We start from the raw sequence: 15,140 nt of genomic DNA, 5'->3' as shown, positions 1-15,140 counted from the left end.
GGTCGCGCGAGCGGGAAGGGATTCAGGGGCGGGCCGGCTGGTCAGGTCCTTGATGGCCGCCTTCCTGGACATCGTCGCGCGGACGGCCCATCAGGATCGGCTGGAAGAACACCGCGCCGACCAGCGTGCAGGCCAGCGCCAGCGCCAGCAGCTTGCCCATGCTGGCGGTGCCGGGATGCTGCGACAGCCACAGGCTGCCGAAGGCGACCGCGGTGGTGGCGGCGCTGTACAGCACGGCGTGCGTCAGGCTGGACTGCAGCAGCTGGGTCTTGCCGTGCCGCCACGCAATCACGTAGTAAATCTTGAAGGCGACGCCCACGCCCAGCAGCAGCGGCAGCGGCAGCGCGATCACGTTGGCGAAGTTCAGCGCAATGCCGAACACCACGCACAGCTCCAGCGTAACGATGGCCGACACCAGCAGCGGGATCAGCGTGCGCAGCACGTCGCCGAAGCGGCGCAGCGTGATCCACAGCAGGATGGTGATCGACAGCACCGCCCACGCCCCCGCCTGCGCAAACGCGCTCATGATGGTATCGGCCGAGCCGCGGATCGAGATCGGCCCGCCGGTGGCGGCGGGCGCCACGCGCTGCACCGCGGCGATAAAGCGGGCCAGCGCTGCTTCGCGCTGCGCGCTGGAGGGCGGCGGCAGCCTGGGGCTGACATTGACCAGCGCGCGCCCGTCCGAGGCGATCCAGTCGCGCACCAGCTCGGGCGGCAGCGTCTGCTGGCTGACCGGTTGCGGCGTCAGCGCCAGCTTCAGTCTTGCCAGGGCCAGCTGCAGCGGCAGGGCGATGGCGCGCTCGGCGCGGTCGCGCACGGGCGCATCGGCTGCGGCCAGCTTCTTCAGCGTCGCGGACAGGTGCGCGGCTTCGGCGGCGCCGGGGCCGGGGTGCTCGTCGGCGGCGATGGCAAGCTGTCGCGCGGCGTTGCGCAGCGCGTTGACCCGGGCGCTGTCGGTGGCGGGCGCGGCGGGGGTCTGCGTCAGCACTGGCATCAGCGCGGCCGAGGCCTGGCCGATGGCCTGCAGCTTGGGCGGCTGCTCGTCGGGAATAAAGCTCTGCAGCGTGACCGCGCGCGCGACTTCGGGCAGCGCCGCGAGCTGTCCCGCCAGCGCGTGCGCGGCCGGCAGCGACGGCGCCAGCACGCTGACATCGTCGGTGCCGGCCTGCGGCGCGTCCTGCAGCGACAGCAGCGTCGCCATCGATTCGGACTGCGGATCCTTCAGGTGCAGCGGGTCGAAGTCGAAGCGCAGGTGCGGCAGCAGCGGCGCGCCCGCGAGGATGGCGAGCAGCGTTACCAGCAGCACGGGTTTGCGGTAGCGGTCGAAGAAGCGGTCCGCCGGCGCCAGCCAGGCAAAGCCCGGCGACGCGGATTCGCCGCCGGGCCTGAGCACCGCAATCAGCGCTGGCAGCAGCGTGAAAGTGGTCGCGAACGCCACCATCATGCCGACGCCGGCGATCAGGCCCAGCTCGGCCACGCCGCGGTAGTCGGTGGGCAGGAAGCAGAAGAACGCCGCCGCCGTGGCCGCGGCGGCCAGCGCCAGCGGCGCGCCGACGCCGCGCGCGGCCAGCCCCAGCGCATCGACGATATGGTCGCGGTCATGGCGCTCGGCGCGGTAGCGCACGCCGAACTGGATGCCGAAGTCCACGCCCAGCCCGACGAACAGCACCGCGAACGCCACCGAGATCATGTTGAGCGCGCCGACCATGGCCAGTCCCAGCGCGGCGGTGACCAGCAGTCCGGCGAACAGGCTCGCCAGCACCGCCACGATCAGGCGCGCCGAACGCAGCGCCAGCCACAGGATCAGCACCACCGCCAGCACCGTGAGCACGCCGTTGAGCACGGCGCCATCGCTGACCGAGGCGAACTCATCGTCGGCCAGCGCCTGCGGCCCGGTCAGGCGCACCGAGGCCTGGTAGCGCTGCGCCAGCTGCAGTTCGTCCGCGGCGAGGCGGATCGCGCGCGCGGCCGCGGCGCCGGCCTTGAGGTCGCTGTAGTCGAGCACCGGGCTGAGCGCGACGTAGCGGTAGACCTGGCCGTCGGGGCCGGGCTTGAGGCTGTCGTCGAGCAGTCCCGCCCACGACAGCGCGGCGGGCTTGCCGGCCAGCACCTGGTCCAGCGTGCGTGCGCTGCTGCCCAGCAGCCCGGCCATGTCGCCCAGCCTGACCTGCCCCATCTGCAGCGGCAGCGCCAGCGTGGTGGTGAGCACATCGGACAGGCCGCGCAGCGTCGGGTCGTGCGCGAGGGCGTTGAGCAGCGGGCGCGCCTGCGTCAGCTGCTGCGTCAGCTGGTTGACTTCACCGGTGCCGGCGAACAGCAGGCCGTTGCGCGCGAAAAATGCCCCGCCGCCCGGCTGGCTGACCGCGGTGAAACGTGCCGGCTGCCGGCGCAAGGCTTCGGCCAGCGCATCGGCGGCGGCATCGGCCAGCTCCGCGGCCGGAGCCTGCACCACTGCCAGGATCATCTGGCCGCGTTGCGGAAAGGCCGTGGCGATGGCCTCGTCGCGCAGCGCCCAGGGCTCGTCGGAATCCAGCAGGCGGCCGATGTCGGTGTTGATGGCAAAGTTGCGCGCCACATAGATGCCGCTGGCGGCTGTCAGCAGTGCCGCCAGCAGGATGACGCGCCACGGCCAGGCGGTGGCAAGCCGGACGATGCGTGTCAGCAGCGAGGTCAGCATGGACGGATCGGGAAGGAGCACGAACCGCGAGTATATCGGCTGGCGCCGTGCGGTATGCGGCATGCGCCATGCGGCGCCGGCGCGGCCGCCGTCGCCGCGATGGTGGCCGATCCGCTATACACTGTCAGCCGGTGCCGGCCGGGCCGCCGTGCAGCGCGGCGCCGCCGCTTTACCGTCTTCCGTCATTTCCCCGCACTTGCATCCATGACGATTCACCGTTTGCTTTCCGTGGCGCCGCTTGCAGCGATGGCCATGGCATCCGTCGTGCACGCCCAGGCAGTCCAGCCCGGCGACCTGCGCGCCAGCCCCGAGCGGCTGGTGCAGGCCGCGGTGGAGGGCGTGATCGGCACCATCCAGTCCCAGCCGGAGACCCGCGCCGGCGACCTCGGCAAGATCACCGCGGTCGTGCAGAAGCAATTCCTGCCTTACACCGATTTCCAGCGCACCACGCGGCTGGCGCTGGGCGGCGCCTGGCGCACGGCCACGCCGGAGCAGCAGCAACAGCTGTACGAGCAGTTCCAGACGCTGCTGGTGCGCAGCTACGCGGTCTCGCTGGCGCAACTGCGCGAGCAGAACGTCAGGTTCCGCTACCAGCCGGGCAAGGCCGCCAGCAGCGCGACAGATGTGGTGGTGCAGACGCGCGTGATCAACAATGCCGACGAGATGCAGATCGACTACCGGCTGCAGCGTACCGCAACCGGCTGGAAGATCTATGACATCAACATGATGGGGGCGTGGCTGATCGAGGTGTACCGCAAGCAGTTTGCCGACATCGTCGCGCGCAACGGGGTCGACGGGCTGGTGAAGTACCTGACCACGCACAACGCGCGCCAGGCGGCGGAGATCTGAGCGGGCTCGCGCCGTGGCAACGCTAGGGCGCGCGCTGCCTGCCACCGCTGCTGCGCCGCCAGCTGCGCAGCTCCACCCACTGCCATGACAGCAGCGCCGGCACCCCGAACAGGATCTCGCGCGCACGCCGGACCAGCGCCAGCGCCAGCGCCACCTCCGCGCTCATGCCCAGCGCCTGGCCCAGCAGCAGCATCACGGCCTCTTGCACCCCGAGCCCGGCTGGCACGAAGAACGCCATGTGGCGCGCGGCCTGCGTCAGCGACTCGATCGCCAGCGCCTGCCAGAACGGCACCGGATGGCCCAGCAGCCACAGCGCCAGCCAGATCTCGAGCGTGCCGCTGAGCAGCCCGGCCAGCTGCCAGCCCAGCGCCTTGGCCAGTTCGCGGTGGCGCCGGTTGAGCGCGCGGATATGCGCGTCCAGGCGCGCGCCGTCGATCAGCGCGACGATGCGGTGGTCGGCGCCGAACAGCCGGCGCGCCGCGCCTTCCAGCTTCTCGAACAAGGCGGCGTGGCGCAGCGACAGCGCGAACAGCACCGGCACCGGCAGCGACAGCAGCAGGCCGGCCAGGATGATCCACGCGCTGGCGCGCTGCTGCAGCGCGACCACCAGCATCAGCACGCCGGCGGCGGCGAACAGATATTGCGAGAACATCGTCACCATCACTTCGACCACCACGCTGGCGGTGACCGCGGTGGTGTCGTGGATGCGCAGCCGCGTCAGGCGGATGCCGACCAGCTCGCCGCCCACGCCCACGGTGGGCAGCAGGCGGCCCACCGCCTCGCGCACCGCGGCGACCCACCACAGGAAGCCGACGCCGGCTCGTTCGTCCGGATCGGCGGAGGTCAGCAGCACGCGCCAGCCCTGCGCGTCGAGCAGCAGCGGCAGCGCGTGCAGCGGCACCAGTAACAGCAGAGGCCATCCGCCGCGGGCCATCACCGCGGCGATATCGCCGGCGCCCTGGTGGATCACCAGCGCGGTCAGCGCCAGCAGCCCGAGCAGTCCGGTCAGGTAGGCCAGGCGTTTCATCGGCGATCGTCAGCAGAGCGTCCCGCTGCCGAGCACATCGGCAAAGCCGCCGCGCCGGTGGGCCGCGCGCTCCAGCGCGGCGCGCACGCGCGGCGACAGCAGCGCGGCGAGCTCGTCGGCGTGGCGGTAGTCGTGCATCGACGGGGCGATGGCCGCGCCGGACACCACCGCCGGATGCAGGTAGATCTCGCCCACGCCCGCGGGCAGTTGCGCCAGCGCCTGCAGCAGCGCGGCCTCGTCCATCTGGCCGCTGCGCGCGATGCCGACCACGTAGTCGTTGTGCGCAATGCCGGCGCGATCCAGCCGGCGGCGCAGCAACGCCAGCCACGGGCGCAGCAGCCAGGGCGCGCCCGCCTCGCGCGGCAGCCGCATCGCGCGCAGTCCGTACTCGCGCCCGATCGACAGGATCAGCGACAGCACGGTCGGATGCAGGTGGAAATGCTTGTGCGTATTGACGTGGTCCAGCGCCAGGCCGGTGGCGGCGAAGGCCTCGAACTGCGCGCGGATTTCCGCGGCAAGCTGGCGGCGCACCGCGGGCAGGAAGAAGAAGCGGCAGCCGTCCCGCGCCATGGCCGAGCCGAAGCGGCCGTGCGCATCGACCAGCGCCGGGATGCGCGCGCGTGGCAGCGTGGCCGGGCCATCGGCCAGCACCACGTGCAGGCCCACGCGCAACGCCGGCAGCCGGCGCGCGCGTGCCACCGCATCCGCCACCGCGGGCGCGCCCACCATCAGGCTGGCGGCGTTGAGCACGCCGTTGCGATGAGCCAGTTCCACCGCCTCGTTGACGGCGGGGTGCAGCCCGAAGTCGTCGGCGGTGACGATCAGCGCGCGTTGCGCGGCAGTCGAAAATACCCGGGCCAGGATCAGGCCTCGTGCGAGCGCAGGAAGCGGAAGAACTCCACGCCTTCGCGCAGGCGCCGCTTCATCATGTCCCAGCTGCCGAGCATCTCGCGCACGATCTCCCAGATCTTGCCGGGGCGGAAGTAGAAGCGCTTGTAGAAGGTCTCGACGCCGTGGTAGATGTCCTCCTTCGACAAGTGCGGGTAGCTGATCGCCGCCAGCTGCACGCCCTGGTCGTTGACCAGGTTGATGACCTTGTTCTCCTCGAGCCAGCCGTTCTCCACCGCCTGGCGGTACAGCGTGGTGCCGGGGTAGGGCGCGGCCAGCGAGACCTGGATGGTGTGCGGGTTGATTTCCTTGGCGTACTCGATGGTCTTCTCGATGGTCTCGCGGGTCTCGCCCGGCAGGCCCAGGATGAAGGTGCCGTGGATCTGGATGCCGAGCTTGCGGCAGTCTTCGGTGAAGCGGCGCGCGATGTCGGTGCGCAGGCCTTTCTTGATGTTCAGCAGGATCTGGTCGTCGCCGGACTCGTAGCCCACCAGCAGCAGGCGCAGCCCGTTCTCCTTCATGATCTTGAGCGTGCTGTACGGGACGTTGGCCTTGGCGTTGCACGACCACGTCACGCCCAGCTGGCCCAGCCCGCGCGCGATCTCTTCGACGCGCGGCTTGAAGTCGGTGAAGGTGTCGTCGTCGAACATGATCTCCTTGACCTCGGGCATGTTCTCCTTGATCCATTTCACCTCGGCGATCACGCTGGCGGCCGAGCGCGTGCGGTAGCGGTGCCCGCCCACGGTCTGCGGCCACAGGCAGAAGGTGCATCGCGAACGGCAGCCGCGGCCGGTGTAGATCGACACGTAGGGATGCTTCAGGTAGCCGATGAAGTAGTTCTCGATCTTGAGGTCGCGCTGGTAGACCGGCGCGACGAACGGCAGCTCGTCCATGTCCTCGATCATCGGGCGCTGGCCGTTGTGCTCGAGCGAGCCGTCCGGCAGGCGATAGCTGAGTCCCAGGATGTCCTTGAGCGGCTTGCCCGCGGCCACGTCCTGGCAGGTGTAGTCGAACTCCTCGCGGCAGACGAAGTCGATGGCGTCGCTCGCGCCCAGCGTGCCGCCGGGATCGACCGCGGGCTTGGCGCCGACCATGCCGATCATCACGCCGGGATGGCGCTGCTTCAGTGCCTCGGCAAATTTCGCGTCGGTGGGGAACGACGGCGTGCTGGTGTGGATGATCACCAGCTCATAGTCCGCGGCGATCTCCAGCGTCTGCTGCACCGTCAGGCCGTCGGCCGGGGCATCGAGCACGCGGCTGCCGGGCACCAGCGCGGCGGGCTGCGCCAGCCAGGTGGGATACCAGAACGACTTGATCTCTCGCTTGGCCTGGTAGCGCGACCCGGCGCCGCCATCGAAGCCGTCGAACGACGGGGCCTGCAGGAACAGGGTTTTTTTCATAGCGGCCTCTTGGTATGGATGCCGGTGAATGGTTGGGTGTTGGGTTTTCTCCCCTCTCCCGCCTGCGGGAGAGGGGCGGGGGAGAGGGCCGGCGCTTGACCGGAGTGCTGCCGGTCACGTACCGAAAGCACCTGCTCGCGCCATTGCACGCGTCGCCCTGTCAAAGCGAAGAACCAGCCAGCCAGCAACAACGCATCGCGCAACGGCGCCCGGATTGCCGCGGCAACGCCGCCCGCCAGCACGCTGCGCGCGATCATGCCGACGGCCGACACCGCCAGCACCAGCGGCAGCGGCGCCAGCCACGCACCGAGCGCAAGCATGGGCCAGGTGAAGGTGATGAAGGTAAAGCCAAAGCCCGCCGGATTCAGCGAGCGGATGGTCCGCAGCCAGCGCAGCTCACGTCGCCACAGCAAGGCGCAACCGTCTTCGGTGATATCGGTCGTCACCACCACCTCCGACAACACCGTACGCAAGCCCAGCCGCCGCGTCAGTTCGCCCAGCCAGAAATCATCCGCCAGCCGGTCGCGCAAGGCTTCGAAGCCGCCGATGGCCGCCAGCGCATCGCGGCGCAGCGCGATGGTCGCGCCAAAGGCAAAGCGCCGCGAGCCGCCCGCGTGCGCGATGCGCACCGCGGGCGCGAACCAGTCGTCGATGAACTGCGCGCCCAGGCGCGGCCAGAAGCCGCCGACGGCATGGCCGCGGTACAGGCAGGTGACCACGCCGACGCCGGCGTCTGCCAGCGGCGCGGTCACGCGCGCGAGGTAGTCCGGCGCCACCGCGACGTCGCTGTCGGCAATGACCAGCGCATCGTGGCGTGCCGCCCGGAACAGGTTGATCAGGTTGCTGACCTTGAGGTTGCTGCCATGCACCCGCGGATCGATCACCAGTGCGATGTCGCAGGCCGGGAAGTCGCGCCGCAACCGCTCCACCACCGCGATGGCGGGATCGTCGGCGGCGCGCACGCCGAACACCAGTTGAAAGCAAGGATGCCGCTGCCGGCAGAAGGTCGCCAGGTTGGCATAAAGCCGCGGTTCTGCGCCGCACAGCGGCTTGAGCACGCTGACCGGCGTGGCGGCCATGGCGCTGCCCTGCGTGGGCTTGCGCCGCGACAGCCAGGCCGCGGCCAGCGCATAGCCGGCCGCCACGCAGACCAGCGCTGCGCCGGGCAGGATGGCGGCAAGTCCGGCTGCCATCGCAAGGGCTTCAGTGCGTGGCGGCGCTGGCCGACGCCTCGGCCCGCCGTGGCCGGTTGGCGGACGGACGGCTGCGCTGGATTTCCTCGAGCTTGATCTCGACGTGGCGCGAGAACACGTATTCGGCCGGCCGCTGCCGGTCCAGCGCAATGTCCGGCGCCATCGGGCCGCTGGTGCGCACGCCGCGCAGGCTGACGCCGAGCGCCTTGAGCGGATGGGCAAAGGTGTCGGCGACGGCGGTGGCTTCGTAGCCGCTGTGCACCATGCAGTCGGCGCATTTCTCGTAGTTGCCGGTGCCGTAGGCGTCCCAGTCGGTCTCGTCCATCAGCTCGCGGAAGGTTGCGGCATAGCCTTCGCCAACCAGATAGCACGGGCGCTGCCAGCCGAATACCGTGCGCGCCGGGTTGCCCCACGGGGTGCAGTGGTAGGTCTGGTTGCCGGCGAGGAAGTCCAGGAACAGCGTCGACTGGCTGAACGCCCAGTTCTTGCCCGCGCGGCCGCGGCTGAGGATGTCGCGGAACAGCTGCCGGGTCTTGCCGCGGTTCAGGAAGTGCTGCTGGTCCGGCGCGCGCTCATAGGCATAGCCCGGCGACACCGTGATGCCATCGACGCCCAGCGCCTTGACCGAATCGAAGAACCTGGCCACGCGCTCGGGCTGCGCGTCGTTGAACAGCGTGCAGTTGATATTGACGCGGAAGCCGCGCGCCTTGGCCGCGCGGATCGCCTCGACGCAGCGGTCGTACACGCCTTGCTGGCACACCGAGCGGTCGTGCATCTCGCGGTCGCCGTCCAGGTGCACCGACCAGATGAAATACGGGCTGGGCTGGTACTGGTCCAGCTTCTTTTCCATCAGCAGCGCATTGGTGCACAGGTAGACGAACTTGCGCCGCCGGATGATGCCTTGCACGATCTGCGGCATGTCCTTGTGCAGCAGCGGCTCGCCGCCGGCAATCGACACCACCGGGGCGCCGCACTCGTCCACCGCGTCCAGGCATTCCTGCACCGACAGGCGCTGGTTCAGGATGGGATCCGGGTAGTCGATCTTGCCGCAGCCCGAGCACGCCAGATTGCAGCGGAACAGCGGTTCGAGCATCAGCGCAAGCGGATAGCGCTTTTGCCGCGACAGGTGCTTGCCGACGATATAGGCGCCCACGCGGGCAACCTGCAGGAGCGGAATGGCCACGACAGCTTCCTCTGGTTGGTTCAGCCTGCAATGTTCTCCGGCGGCTTCACGTCGGCCAGCTCGGCCGGCAGCCGGAACTCGGCATGCTCTTCGCGCCCGGCCATGGTGCTGACCTCGATCGGACCCAGCCGGCGCAGCGCCGCGATCACGTCTTCGACCATGGCCTCGGGGGCCGAGGCGCCGGCGGTGATGCCGACCACGTTGGCGTCGCGCACCCAGGCTGGGTCGAGCTCGCTGCCCTCGGCGATCAGGTAGCTGGGCACGCCGCTTTCGGTGCCGATCTCGCGCAGGCGGTTGGAGTTGGAACTGTTGGTCGCGCCGATCACCAGGATCACGTCGGCCAGCTTGCACAGGTCGCGCACCGCGCTCTGGCGGTTTTGCGTGGCATAGCAGATATCGCGCGTGTCAGGGCCGACCAGGTTGCTGAAGCGCCGTCCGAGCGCGGCGATGATGTTGCGGGTGTCGTCCACGCTCAGCGTGGTCTGGGTGACGTAGGCGACCGGAGTGTCGTCGGGCAGGTCGAGCTTGCCGACGTCGGCCTCGTTCTGCACCAGGATCACCTTGCCGGGGATCTGGCCCATGGTGCCTTCGACCTCGGGGTGGCCGGCATGGCCGATCAGGATCACGGTGCGGCCGCTGGCGGCGTACTGGCGGCCCTGGGTGTGGACCTTGATCACCAGCGGGCAGGTGGCGTCAATGGCATGCAGCTGGCGCTGGCGGGCATCGGCGACGACCTCGCGCGAGACCCCGTGCGCGCTGAAGATGGTCACCGCGCCGGCCGGCACTTCGTCGAGTTCCTCGACGAAACGCGCGCCCTTGTCCTTCAGTCCCTGTACCACGTGCTTGTTATGCACGATCTCATGCCGCACGAACACCGGCGCACCGTGCTTCACGAGGGCGCGGTCGACGATCTCGATCGCGCGCACCACGCCGGCACAGAAGCCCCGGGGCTGAGCAAGAATCACCTGCATGGAGTAGGCCCCCGACCCTTTTGCTACGGGTTTCAGTGTTTGGGATCGTGCAACGGAAAATGATGCCCGGAACTATGCCCGAAGCGATGCCCGGTATCGAGCCAGACCCACCCGAGATCCGTCGCGGATCACATTTTCCTCGCACGGTGGTTACTATATACCCGACACGCCGGCTTTGTCTGGCGCCGCCATGGTCGGCGCAGGGCCGGCCGGCGACGCCGCCTTACGGGGAAACGGGCTGATGAGCAAAAACGATGACGTGCTGGTGACCGGTGCAGCGGGTTTCCTGGGATCCGCGGTGGCACGCCAGGCGCTGGCGCGCGGCTGGCGTGTGCGCGTGCTGGTGCGCCCGCACAGCCCCCGCACCAATCTTGCCGGGCTGCCGCTGACCGTGGTCCAGGGCGACATGCGGGATGCCGCCGCGGTGGCCGCGGCGCTGCAGGGCGTGCGCTACCTGTTCCATGTCGCCGCCGACTACCGGCTGTGGGCGCGCGATCCGGAAGACATCGTGCGCACCAATGTCGACGGCACGCTGGCGGTGATGGAGGCCGCGCAGCGGGCCGGCGTCGAGCGCGTGGTCTATACCAGCAGCGTGGCGACGCTGCGCGTCGCCGGCGCGCAGGCACCGGTGGACGAAACCGCAGCGATGCGCCCGCATGAGGCCATCGGCGCGTACAAGCGCAGCAAGGTGCTGGCCGAGCGCGTGGTCGAGCAACGTATCGCCGAACATGGCCTGCCGGCGGTGATCGTCAACCCGTCCACCCCGATCGGCCCGCGCGACGTGCGGCCCACGCCGACCGGCCGCATTATCGTCGAGGCCGCCACCGGCAAGATCCCGGCCTTTGTCGATACCGGGCTGAACCTGGCCCATGTCGACGACGTGGCCAACGGGCATCTGCTGGCGCTTGAGCGCGGCCGCACCGGCGAGCGCTACATCCTGGGCGGACAGGACGTGATGCTGCAGCAGATGCTGCGCGATATCGCCCAGCTGTGCGGCCGGCGCCCGCCGACCCTGCAGCTGCCGCGCTGGCCGCTGTATCCGCTGGCCTACGGCGCGGAAGCGGCGGCGCGGCTGACCGGGAAGGAGCCGTTCCTGACTGTCGATGGACTCAATATGTCCCGCTACCGGATGTTCTTTACGTCAGACAAGGCGCGCAAGGAACTGGGGTATCAGCCGCGCCCGTACCAGGAGGGGCTGCGCGACGCGCTGGCATGGTTTCGCGCGCACGGATACCTGGGCCACCGCTGAACCGCCCGCTCAGGGCCGCAGCGGGGCCTGGCTGCGGCCCTTCCACTGGCCGCCGCGCCGCAGCCGGTAGCGCCGCGCCGAGTCGAGCGTCGCGCCCAGGTAGAACAGCGCCGTCACCGGCAGCAGCGGCGCCAGCCACCACGGCTGCCGGTACTCGCGCAGCATCGGCAGGTAGGCCAGCGCCATCGCGGCCCAGGCGAGCCAGGCCGGCCAAAGCCGCCATCCCAGCGCCAGCACCGGCGGCACCAGGTAGGTCAGCACCATGCCGGCGACCGCGCCCGCCAGCCACAGCGGCGAATGGCGCAGCTGCGTGTAGGCGCTGCGCGCGATCATGTCCCACAGGCTGCGCCAGTCGTCATAGGGGCGCAGCGACACGCTGTCGTCGGCCAGGTCCAGCCGGATGGCGCCGCCGGGCTTGATGCGCGCGGCCAGGCTGCAGTCGTCGATCAGCTCGCCGCGGATCGCGGCAAAGCCGCCGATGCGCGCCAGCGCCGCGCGGCGCGCCAGCATGCAGCCGCCAGCCGCGGCGGCAACACGGCTGCGCGGATCGCGCACGCGGGCAAAGGGGTAGAGCTTGGCGAAGAAGAAGACAAAGGCCGGCACCACCAGCCGTTCCCACATCGAGACGCAGCGCAGCCGCACCATCAGCGAGACCAGGTCGCGCTGCTCCGCCTCGGCACGCGCCACCAGGCCGGCCAGCACGCCCGCTCCGTGGCGGATGTCGGCATCGGTCAGCCAGACATAGCGTGCCTGCGGCGCGATGCGATCGGCCGCGGCCAGGCCCTCGGACTGCGCCCAGACCTTGCCGCTCCAGCCGGCCGGCAATTCGCGCGCGCCGATCACGGTGAGCGAGTGAGGCCGCGCCGTGGTGGCCGCGGCGGCGCGGGCGATATCGGCGGTGCCGTCGCTGCTGTGGTCGTCCACGACCACCAGCGCCAGCGGGCCCGGGTAGCGCTGGCCCAGCACTGCGGCAACGGCGCTGCCGATGACGTCGGCCTCGTCGCGCGCGGGAATGATGGCGACCACCTGCGGCCAATGCGCCGGCGCCGGCGCGGCCGGTGGCCTGCGCACGCGCCAGAAGCCGGCGCGCCCGAACAGCAGCACGGCCCAGATCGCGAGCGACAGCAGCGACAGCGCCATGGCGGCGCCCGGCACGGTGGTCTCAGTCATGCGGCCCCCTGCGGTGGCATGGTTCGGGGGCCATTTTAGGCGATGGCCAGCCGGCGGGCGCGGGCCCGCCGGTCGGTCTCAAGCGCGGTAGCTCACCGGCCCGCGCGAGCGCATGTCGAGCGCGTAGTAGCAGATCGTCAGCAGCACCAGCCAGCCCGGCCCCACGTACAGCGCCACGCGCGTATCGGGGAAGTAGGCCATCAGCGCCACCACCAGCGCCAGGAACGCCAGCGCGATATACGAGCCATACGGCCAGAACGGCATGCGGAACGCCAGCGCCTGGCGCGCCGCCGGCGCAAGCGAGCGCCGGAACTGGATCTGCGTGACCAGGATGATGGCCCAGGTCCAGACCGCGCCGAAGGTGGAGATCGCGGTCACCCAGACAAAGACCTTCTCCGGCACCAGGTAGTTGAGCAGCACGCCGGCCAGCAGCGCGGCGATCGACACCAGCAGCGCGCGGCGCGGCACGCCGTTGCGGTCGACCTTGGCGAAGGCCGCCGGCGCCTGGCCCTGCAGCGACAGGTTGTAAAGCATGCGGCCGGTGCTGAAGATGCCGCCATTGCACGACGACAGCGCCGCGGTCAGCACCACGAAGTTGATGATGCCGGCGGCGGTCTTGATGCCCAGGCGCTCGAAGGTCAGCACGAACGGGCTGCCCTGCGCACCGATCTCGTTCCACGGGTACAGCGCCAGGATCACGAACAGCGCGCCGACGTAAAAGATCAGGATGCGCCAGAACACCGAGTTGATCGCGTCGGGGATCGACTTCTTCGGATTGCGCGCCTCGCCGGCGGTCAGGCCGATCATCTCGACGCCGAGGTAGGCGAACATCACCATCTGCAGCGACATCAGCACGCCCGAGGCGCCATTGGGCATGAAGCCGCCGTGCGCCCACAGGTTGGAAATGCCGGTGGCGACGCCGCCGTTGCCGAAGCCGAACACGATCATCGCGCCGCCGCCGATCAGCATCAGCACGATGGTGACGATCTTGATCATGGCGAACCAGAACTCGAACTCGCCATAGGCCTTGACCGCCATCAGGTTGACCGAGCCCATCGCCGCCAGCGCCGCCAGCGCCCAGATCCAGCGCGGCACGTCGGGGAACCACATGCCCATGTAGATGGCTACGGCGGTGATCTCGGCCACGCAGGTCACCAGCCACAGGAACCAGTAGTTCCAGCCGGTCAGGTAGCCCGCCAGCGGGCCCATGTGGTCCTGCGCGTAGCGGCAGAACGAGCCGGCCACCGGGTTGTGCACGGCCATCTCGCCCAGCGCGCGCATGATCAGGAAGATCACCGCGCCGCCGATCAGGTAGGCCAGCATGATCGCCGGGCCGGCCATCTTGATCGCGTTGCCCGCGCCCAGGAACAGGCCCACGCCGATGGCCGACCCCAGCGCCATCAGCCGGATATGGCGTTCTCCCAGGCCGCGTTGCAGATGTTCTGCGCTTGCACTCATTGTTCGTTGTCTCCGTGTGATCTGAATGGCCGCGCCAGTCCTTGTGGGGCTGGCGGGGGCAGAGAACTTTTGCGTTTGCGGCGCACGCAAACGGAAAAGAGCGGGCAGGTTAATCAGATAACAGGGATATTTGTTGCTGAATTCGTGCCGAAATGCAGGAAAAGTTGCTGGCGCAGCGGAATGGCGGCGGCTGCGCGCAATGACGTGGCAAGCCCAGGAAGGGCGCAGGGAGCCGGCACGGTGTCCGGCCGGGAATGCAAGACGGGGCCGGTCAGGGATGCCAGGTTGCCGGCTGCCTGTCGCCTTGCAGCGCGGGCCGCTGACTGCCCGCCATCGCATAGGAAAGCTTGTTCGCGGCGTCGACCACGGTCTGCGCCAGTTCCAGCAGCCGCGCTTCGCCGAGGCGGGAAGTCGGCCCGGAAATGCACATCGACCCCAGCAGGCGCCAGTGCAATCCGAACACCGGCGCCGACACGCTGGAGACTTCGGGCTCGCGCTCACCGAGCGACAGGTGGAAGCCGCGGCGCCGGATCATCTCGTAAAGCTCCCCCGGCTCGCCCGAAAACGCCAGGATGACCCGCCCTGGCGAGCCGCTGTCCAGCGGCAGCGCCGCGCCGATCCGGACGTGATGGCGGATCGCCTGCGGGCCCTCGACCCGGACCAGGCAGGTTCGCTGCTGGCCCTCGCGCACGTAGAACGAAGCGCTTTCACCGGTCTTGATCGTCAATTCCCGCAGCACCGGCTCGACCACTTCCTGCACGTTGAAGGTGGCCTGGTAGCACGCGCCGAGCCAGCCGGCCGCGCGGCCAAGGCGCCAGTTGCCGTCTTCCTTCTGCACCAGGTAGTTGTCCGCCGCCAGTGTGCGCGCCAGCCGCAGCACGGTGGTCTTGTGGATGCCGGTGCGCCGGCTCAACTCGGCCAGCGACAGCTGCGGGTCGTTGACGCCGAAGGCTTCCAGCACGCGTAGCGCGCGGGTCACCGCGATCACGGCGCAGGAGCCTTCGTCAGCGCTTGAGGCGGTGGTGGGATCACTTTTTGGGTTCATGGCACGAAATGCGGTGCACTGTGTGAAACG

Annotated in this window: 12 protein-coding genes; 2 read left to right on the top strand and 10 right to left on the bottom strand. The window is 69.7% G+C overall.

Annotated elements, in window-relative coordinates; translation table 11 throughout:
* Window positions 1–22: 22 nt before the first annotated feature.
* A complete protein-coding gene (gene hpnN, locus A2G96_RS29070; RefSeq protein ID WP_062804195.1) occupies window positions 23–2,677 on the bottom strand; it encodes a hopanoid transporter HpnN in 2,655 nt (884 codons plus the stop codon).
* Between the two features lie 204 nt (window positions 2,678–2,881).
* Here hpnN and A2G96_RS29065 point away from each other — a divergent pair, with 204 nt between their 5' ends.
* A complete protein-coding gene (locus A2G96_RS29065) occupies window positions 2,882–3,526 on the top strand; it encodes an MlaC/ttg2D family ABC transporter substrate-binding protein (RefSeq protein WP_062803597.1) in 645 nt (214 codons plus the stop codon).
* 22 nt (window positions 3,527–3,548) lie between these two features.
* Here A2G96_RS29065 and A2G96_RS29060 read toward each other — a convergent pair whose 3' ends face one another.
* The 6 genes from A2G96_RS29060 to ispH are packed head-to-tail and all read right to left on the bottom strand — an operon-like array spanning window position 3,549 to window position 10,188.
* Complete coding sequence (locus tag A2G96_RS29060; RefSeq protein WP_062803596.1) at window positions 3,549–4,553, bottom strand: lysylphosphatidylglycerol synthase domain-containing protein; 1,005 nt, start codon at window positions 4,551–4,553, stop codon at window positions 3,549–3,551.
* Window positions 4,554–4,562: 9 nt separating this feature from the next.
* Window positions 4,563–5,378, bottom strand: coding sequence for a hopanoid biosynthesis-associated protein HpnK (gene hpnK / locus A2G96_RS29055; protein WP_082819189.1), 816 nt, complete (start codon window positions 5,376–5,378; stop codon window positions 4,563–4,565).
* 38 nt (window positions 5,379–5,416) lie between these two features.
* On the bottom strand, window positions 5,417–6,841 hold the full coding sequence (gene hpnJ / locus A2G96_RS29050; protein WP_062803595.1) for a hopanoid biosynthesis associated radical SAM protein HpnJ: 1,425 nt from the start codon (window positions 6,839–6,841) through the stop codon (window positions 5,417–5,419).
* A complete protein-coding gene (gene hpnI, locus A2G96_RS29045) occupies window positions 6,838–8,034 on the bottom strand; it encodes a bacteriohopanetetrol glucosamine biosynthesis glycosyltransferase HpnI (protein WP_062803594.1) in 1,197 nt (398 codons plus the stop codon). The genes hpnJ and hpnI overlap by 4 nt, the downstream gene beginning before the upstream one ends.
* A 10-nt stretch (window positions 8,035–8,044) precedes the next feature.
* The gene (gene hpnH / locus A2G96_RS29040; protein ID WP_062803593.1) at window positions 8,045–9,217 is read right to left on the bottom strand and encodes an adenosyl-hopene transferase HpnH; all 1,173 of its coding nucleotides are present in this window, start codon (window positions 9,215–9,217) and stop codon (window positions 8,045–8,047) included.
* A 20-nt stretch (window positions 9,218–9,237) separates the two neighbouring features.
* Entirely contained in the window at window positions 9,238–10,188 is a 951-nt protein-coding gene (gene ispH, locus A2G96_RS29035) for a 4-hydroxy-3-methylbut-2-enyl diphosphate reductase (RefSeq protein ID WP_062803592.1), read from the bottom strand.
* Window positions 10,189–10,429: 241 nt separating this feature from the next.
* Between ispH and hpnA the strand changes: the two genes are divergently transcribed.
* Window positions 10,430–11,437 carry a hopanoid-associated sugar epimerase gene (hpnA, locus tag A2G96_RS29030; RefSeq protein ID WP_062803591.1) on the top strand — a complete coding sequence of 336 codons (1,008 nt, stop codon included), beginning with the start codon at window positions 10,430–10,432 and terminating at the stop codon, window positions 11,435–11,437.
* Between the two features lie 9 nt (window positions 11,438–11,446).
* Here the strand turns inward: hpnA and A2G96_RS29025 are convergent, their stop codons facing one another.
* The 3 genes from A2G96_RS29025 to A2G96_RS29015 all read right to left on the bottom strand — a co-directional run bounded on the left by A2G96_RS29025 (window position 11,447) and on the right by A2G96_RS29015 (window position 15,110).
* Window positions 11,447–12,607 (bottom strand): glycosyltransferase, encoded by a 1,161-nt coding sequence (locus A2G96_RS29025; protein WP_231909685.1) that lies wholly within the window; start codon window positions 12,605–12,607, stop codon window positions 11,447–11,449.
* Between the two features lie 78 nt (window positions 12,608–12,685).
* Window positions 12,686–14,065 (bottom strand): amino acid permease, encoded by a 1,380-nt coding sequence (locus tag A2G96_RS29020; RefSeq protein ID WP_062803590.1) that lies wholly within the window; start codon window positions 14,063–14,065, stop codon window positions 12,686–12,688.
* Window positions 14,066–14,336: 271 nt separating this feature from the next.
* Window positions 14,337–15,110 carry an IclR family transcriptional regulator gene (locus A2G96_RS29015; protein ID WP_062803589.1) on the bottom strand — a complete coding sequence of 258 codons (774 nt, stop codon included), beginning with the start codon at window positions 15,108–15,110 and terminating at the stop codon, window positions 14,337–14,339.
* Window positions 15,111–15,140 lie beyond the last annotated feature (30 nt).

Source organism: Cupriavidus nantongensis, assembly GCF_001598055.1.
Lineage (GTDB): Bacteria > Pseudomonadota > Gammaproteobacteria > Burkholderiales > Burkholderiaceae > Cupriavidus > Cupriavidus nantongensis.
Note: the sequence above shows the minus strand (reverse complement) of the source record. Positions and strands in the feature narration are given on the sequence as shown.

What these genes read in the sequence shown, in the direction of transcription:
- hpnI (WP_062803594.1), bottom strand. Translation starts at nt 8,034, where the DNA reads ATGGCAGCCGGACTTGCCGCCATCCTGCCCGGCGCAGCGCTGGTCTGC.
- hpnJ (WP_062803595.1), bottom strand. Translation starts at nt 6,841, where the DNA reads ATGAAAAAAACCCTGTTCCTGCAGGCCCCGTCGTTCGACGGCTTCGAT.
- A2G96_RS29020 (WP_062803590.1), bottom strand. Translation starts at nt 14,065, where the DNA reads ATGAGTGCAAGCGCAGAACATCTGCAACGCGGCCTGGGAGAACGCCAT.
- A2G96_RS29060 (WP_062803596.1), bottom strand. Translation starts at nt 4,553, where the DNA reads ATGAAACGCCTGGCCTACCTGACCGGACTGCTCGGGCTGCTGGCGCTG.
- A2G96_RS29015 (WP_062803589.1), bottom strand. Translation starts at nt 15,110, where the DNA reads ATGAACCCAAAAAGTGATCCCACCACCGCCTCAAGCGCTGACGAAGGC.
- A2G96_RS29025 (WP_231909685.1), bottom strand. Translation starts at nt 12,607, where the DNA reads ATGACTGAGACCACCGTGCCGGGCGCCGCCATGGCGCTGTCGCTGCTG.
- hpnN (WP_062804195.1), bottom strand. Translation starts at nt 2,677, where the DNA reads ATGCTGACCTCGCTGCTGACACGCATCGTCCGGCTTGCCACCGCCTGG.
- hpnA (WP_062803591.1), top strand. Translation starts at nt 10,430, where the DNA reads ATGAGCAAAAACGATGACGTGCTGGTGACCGGTGCAGCGGGTTTCCTG.
- ispH (WP_062803592.1), bottom strand. Translation starts at nt 10,188, where the DNA reads ATGCAGGTGATTCTTGCTCAGCCCCGGGGCTTCTGTGCCGGCGTGGTG.
- A2G96_RS29065 (WP_062803597.1), top strand. Translation starts at nt 2,882, where the DNA reads ATGACGATTCACCGTTTGCTTTCCGTGGCGCCGCTTGCAGCGATGGCC.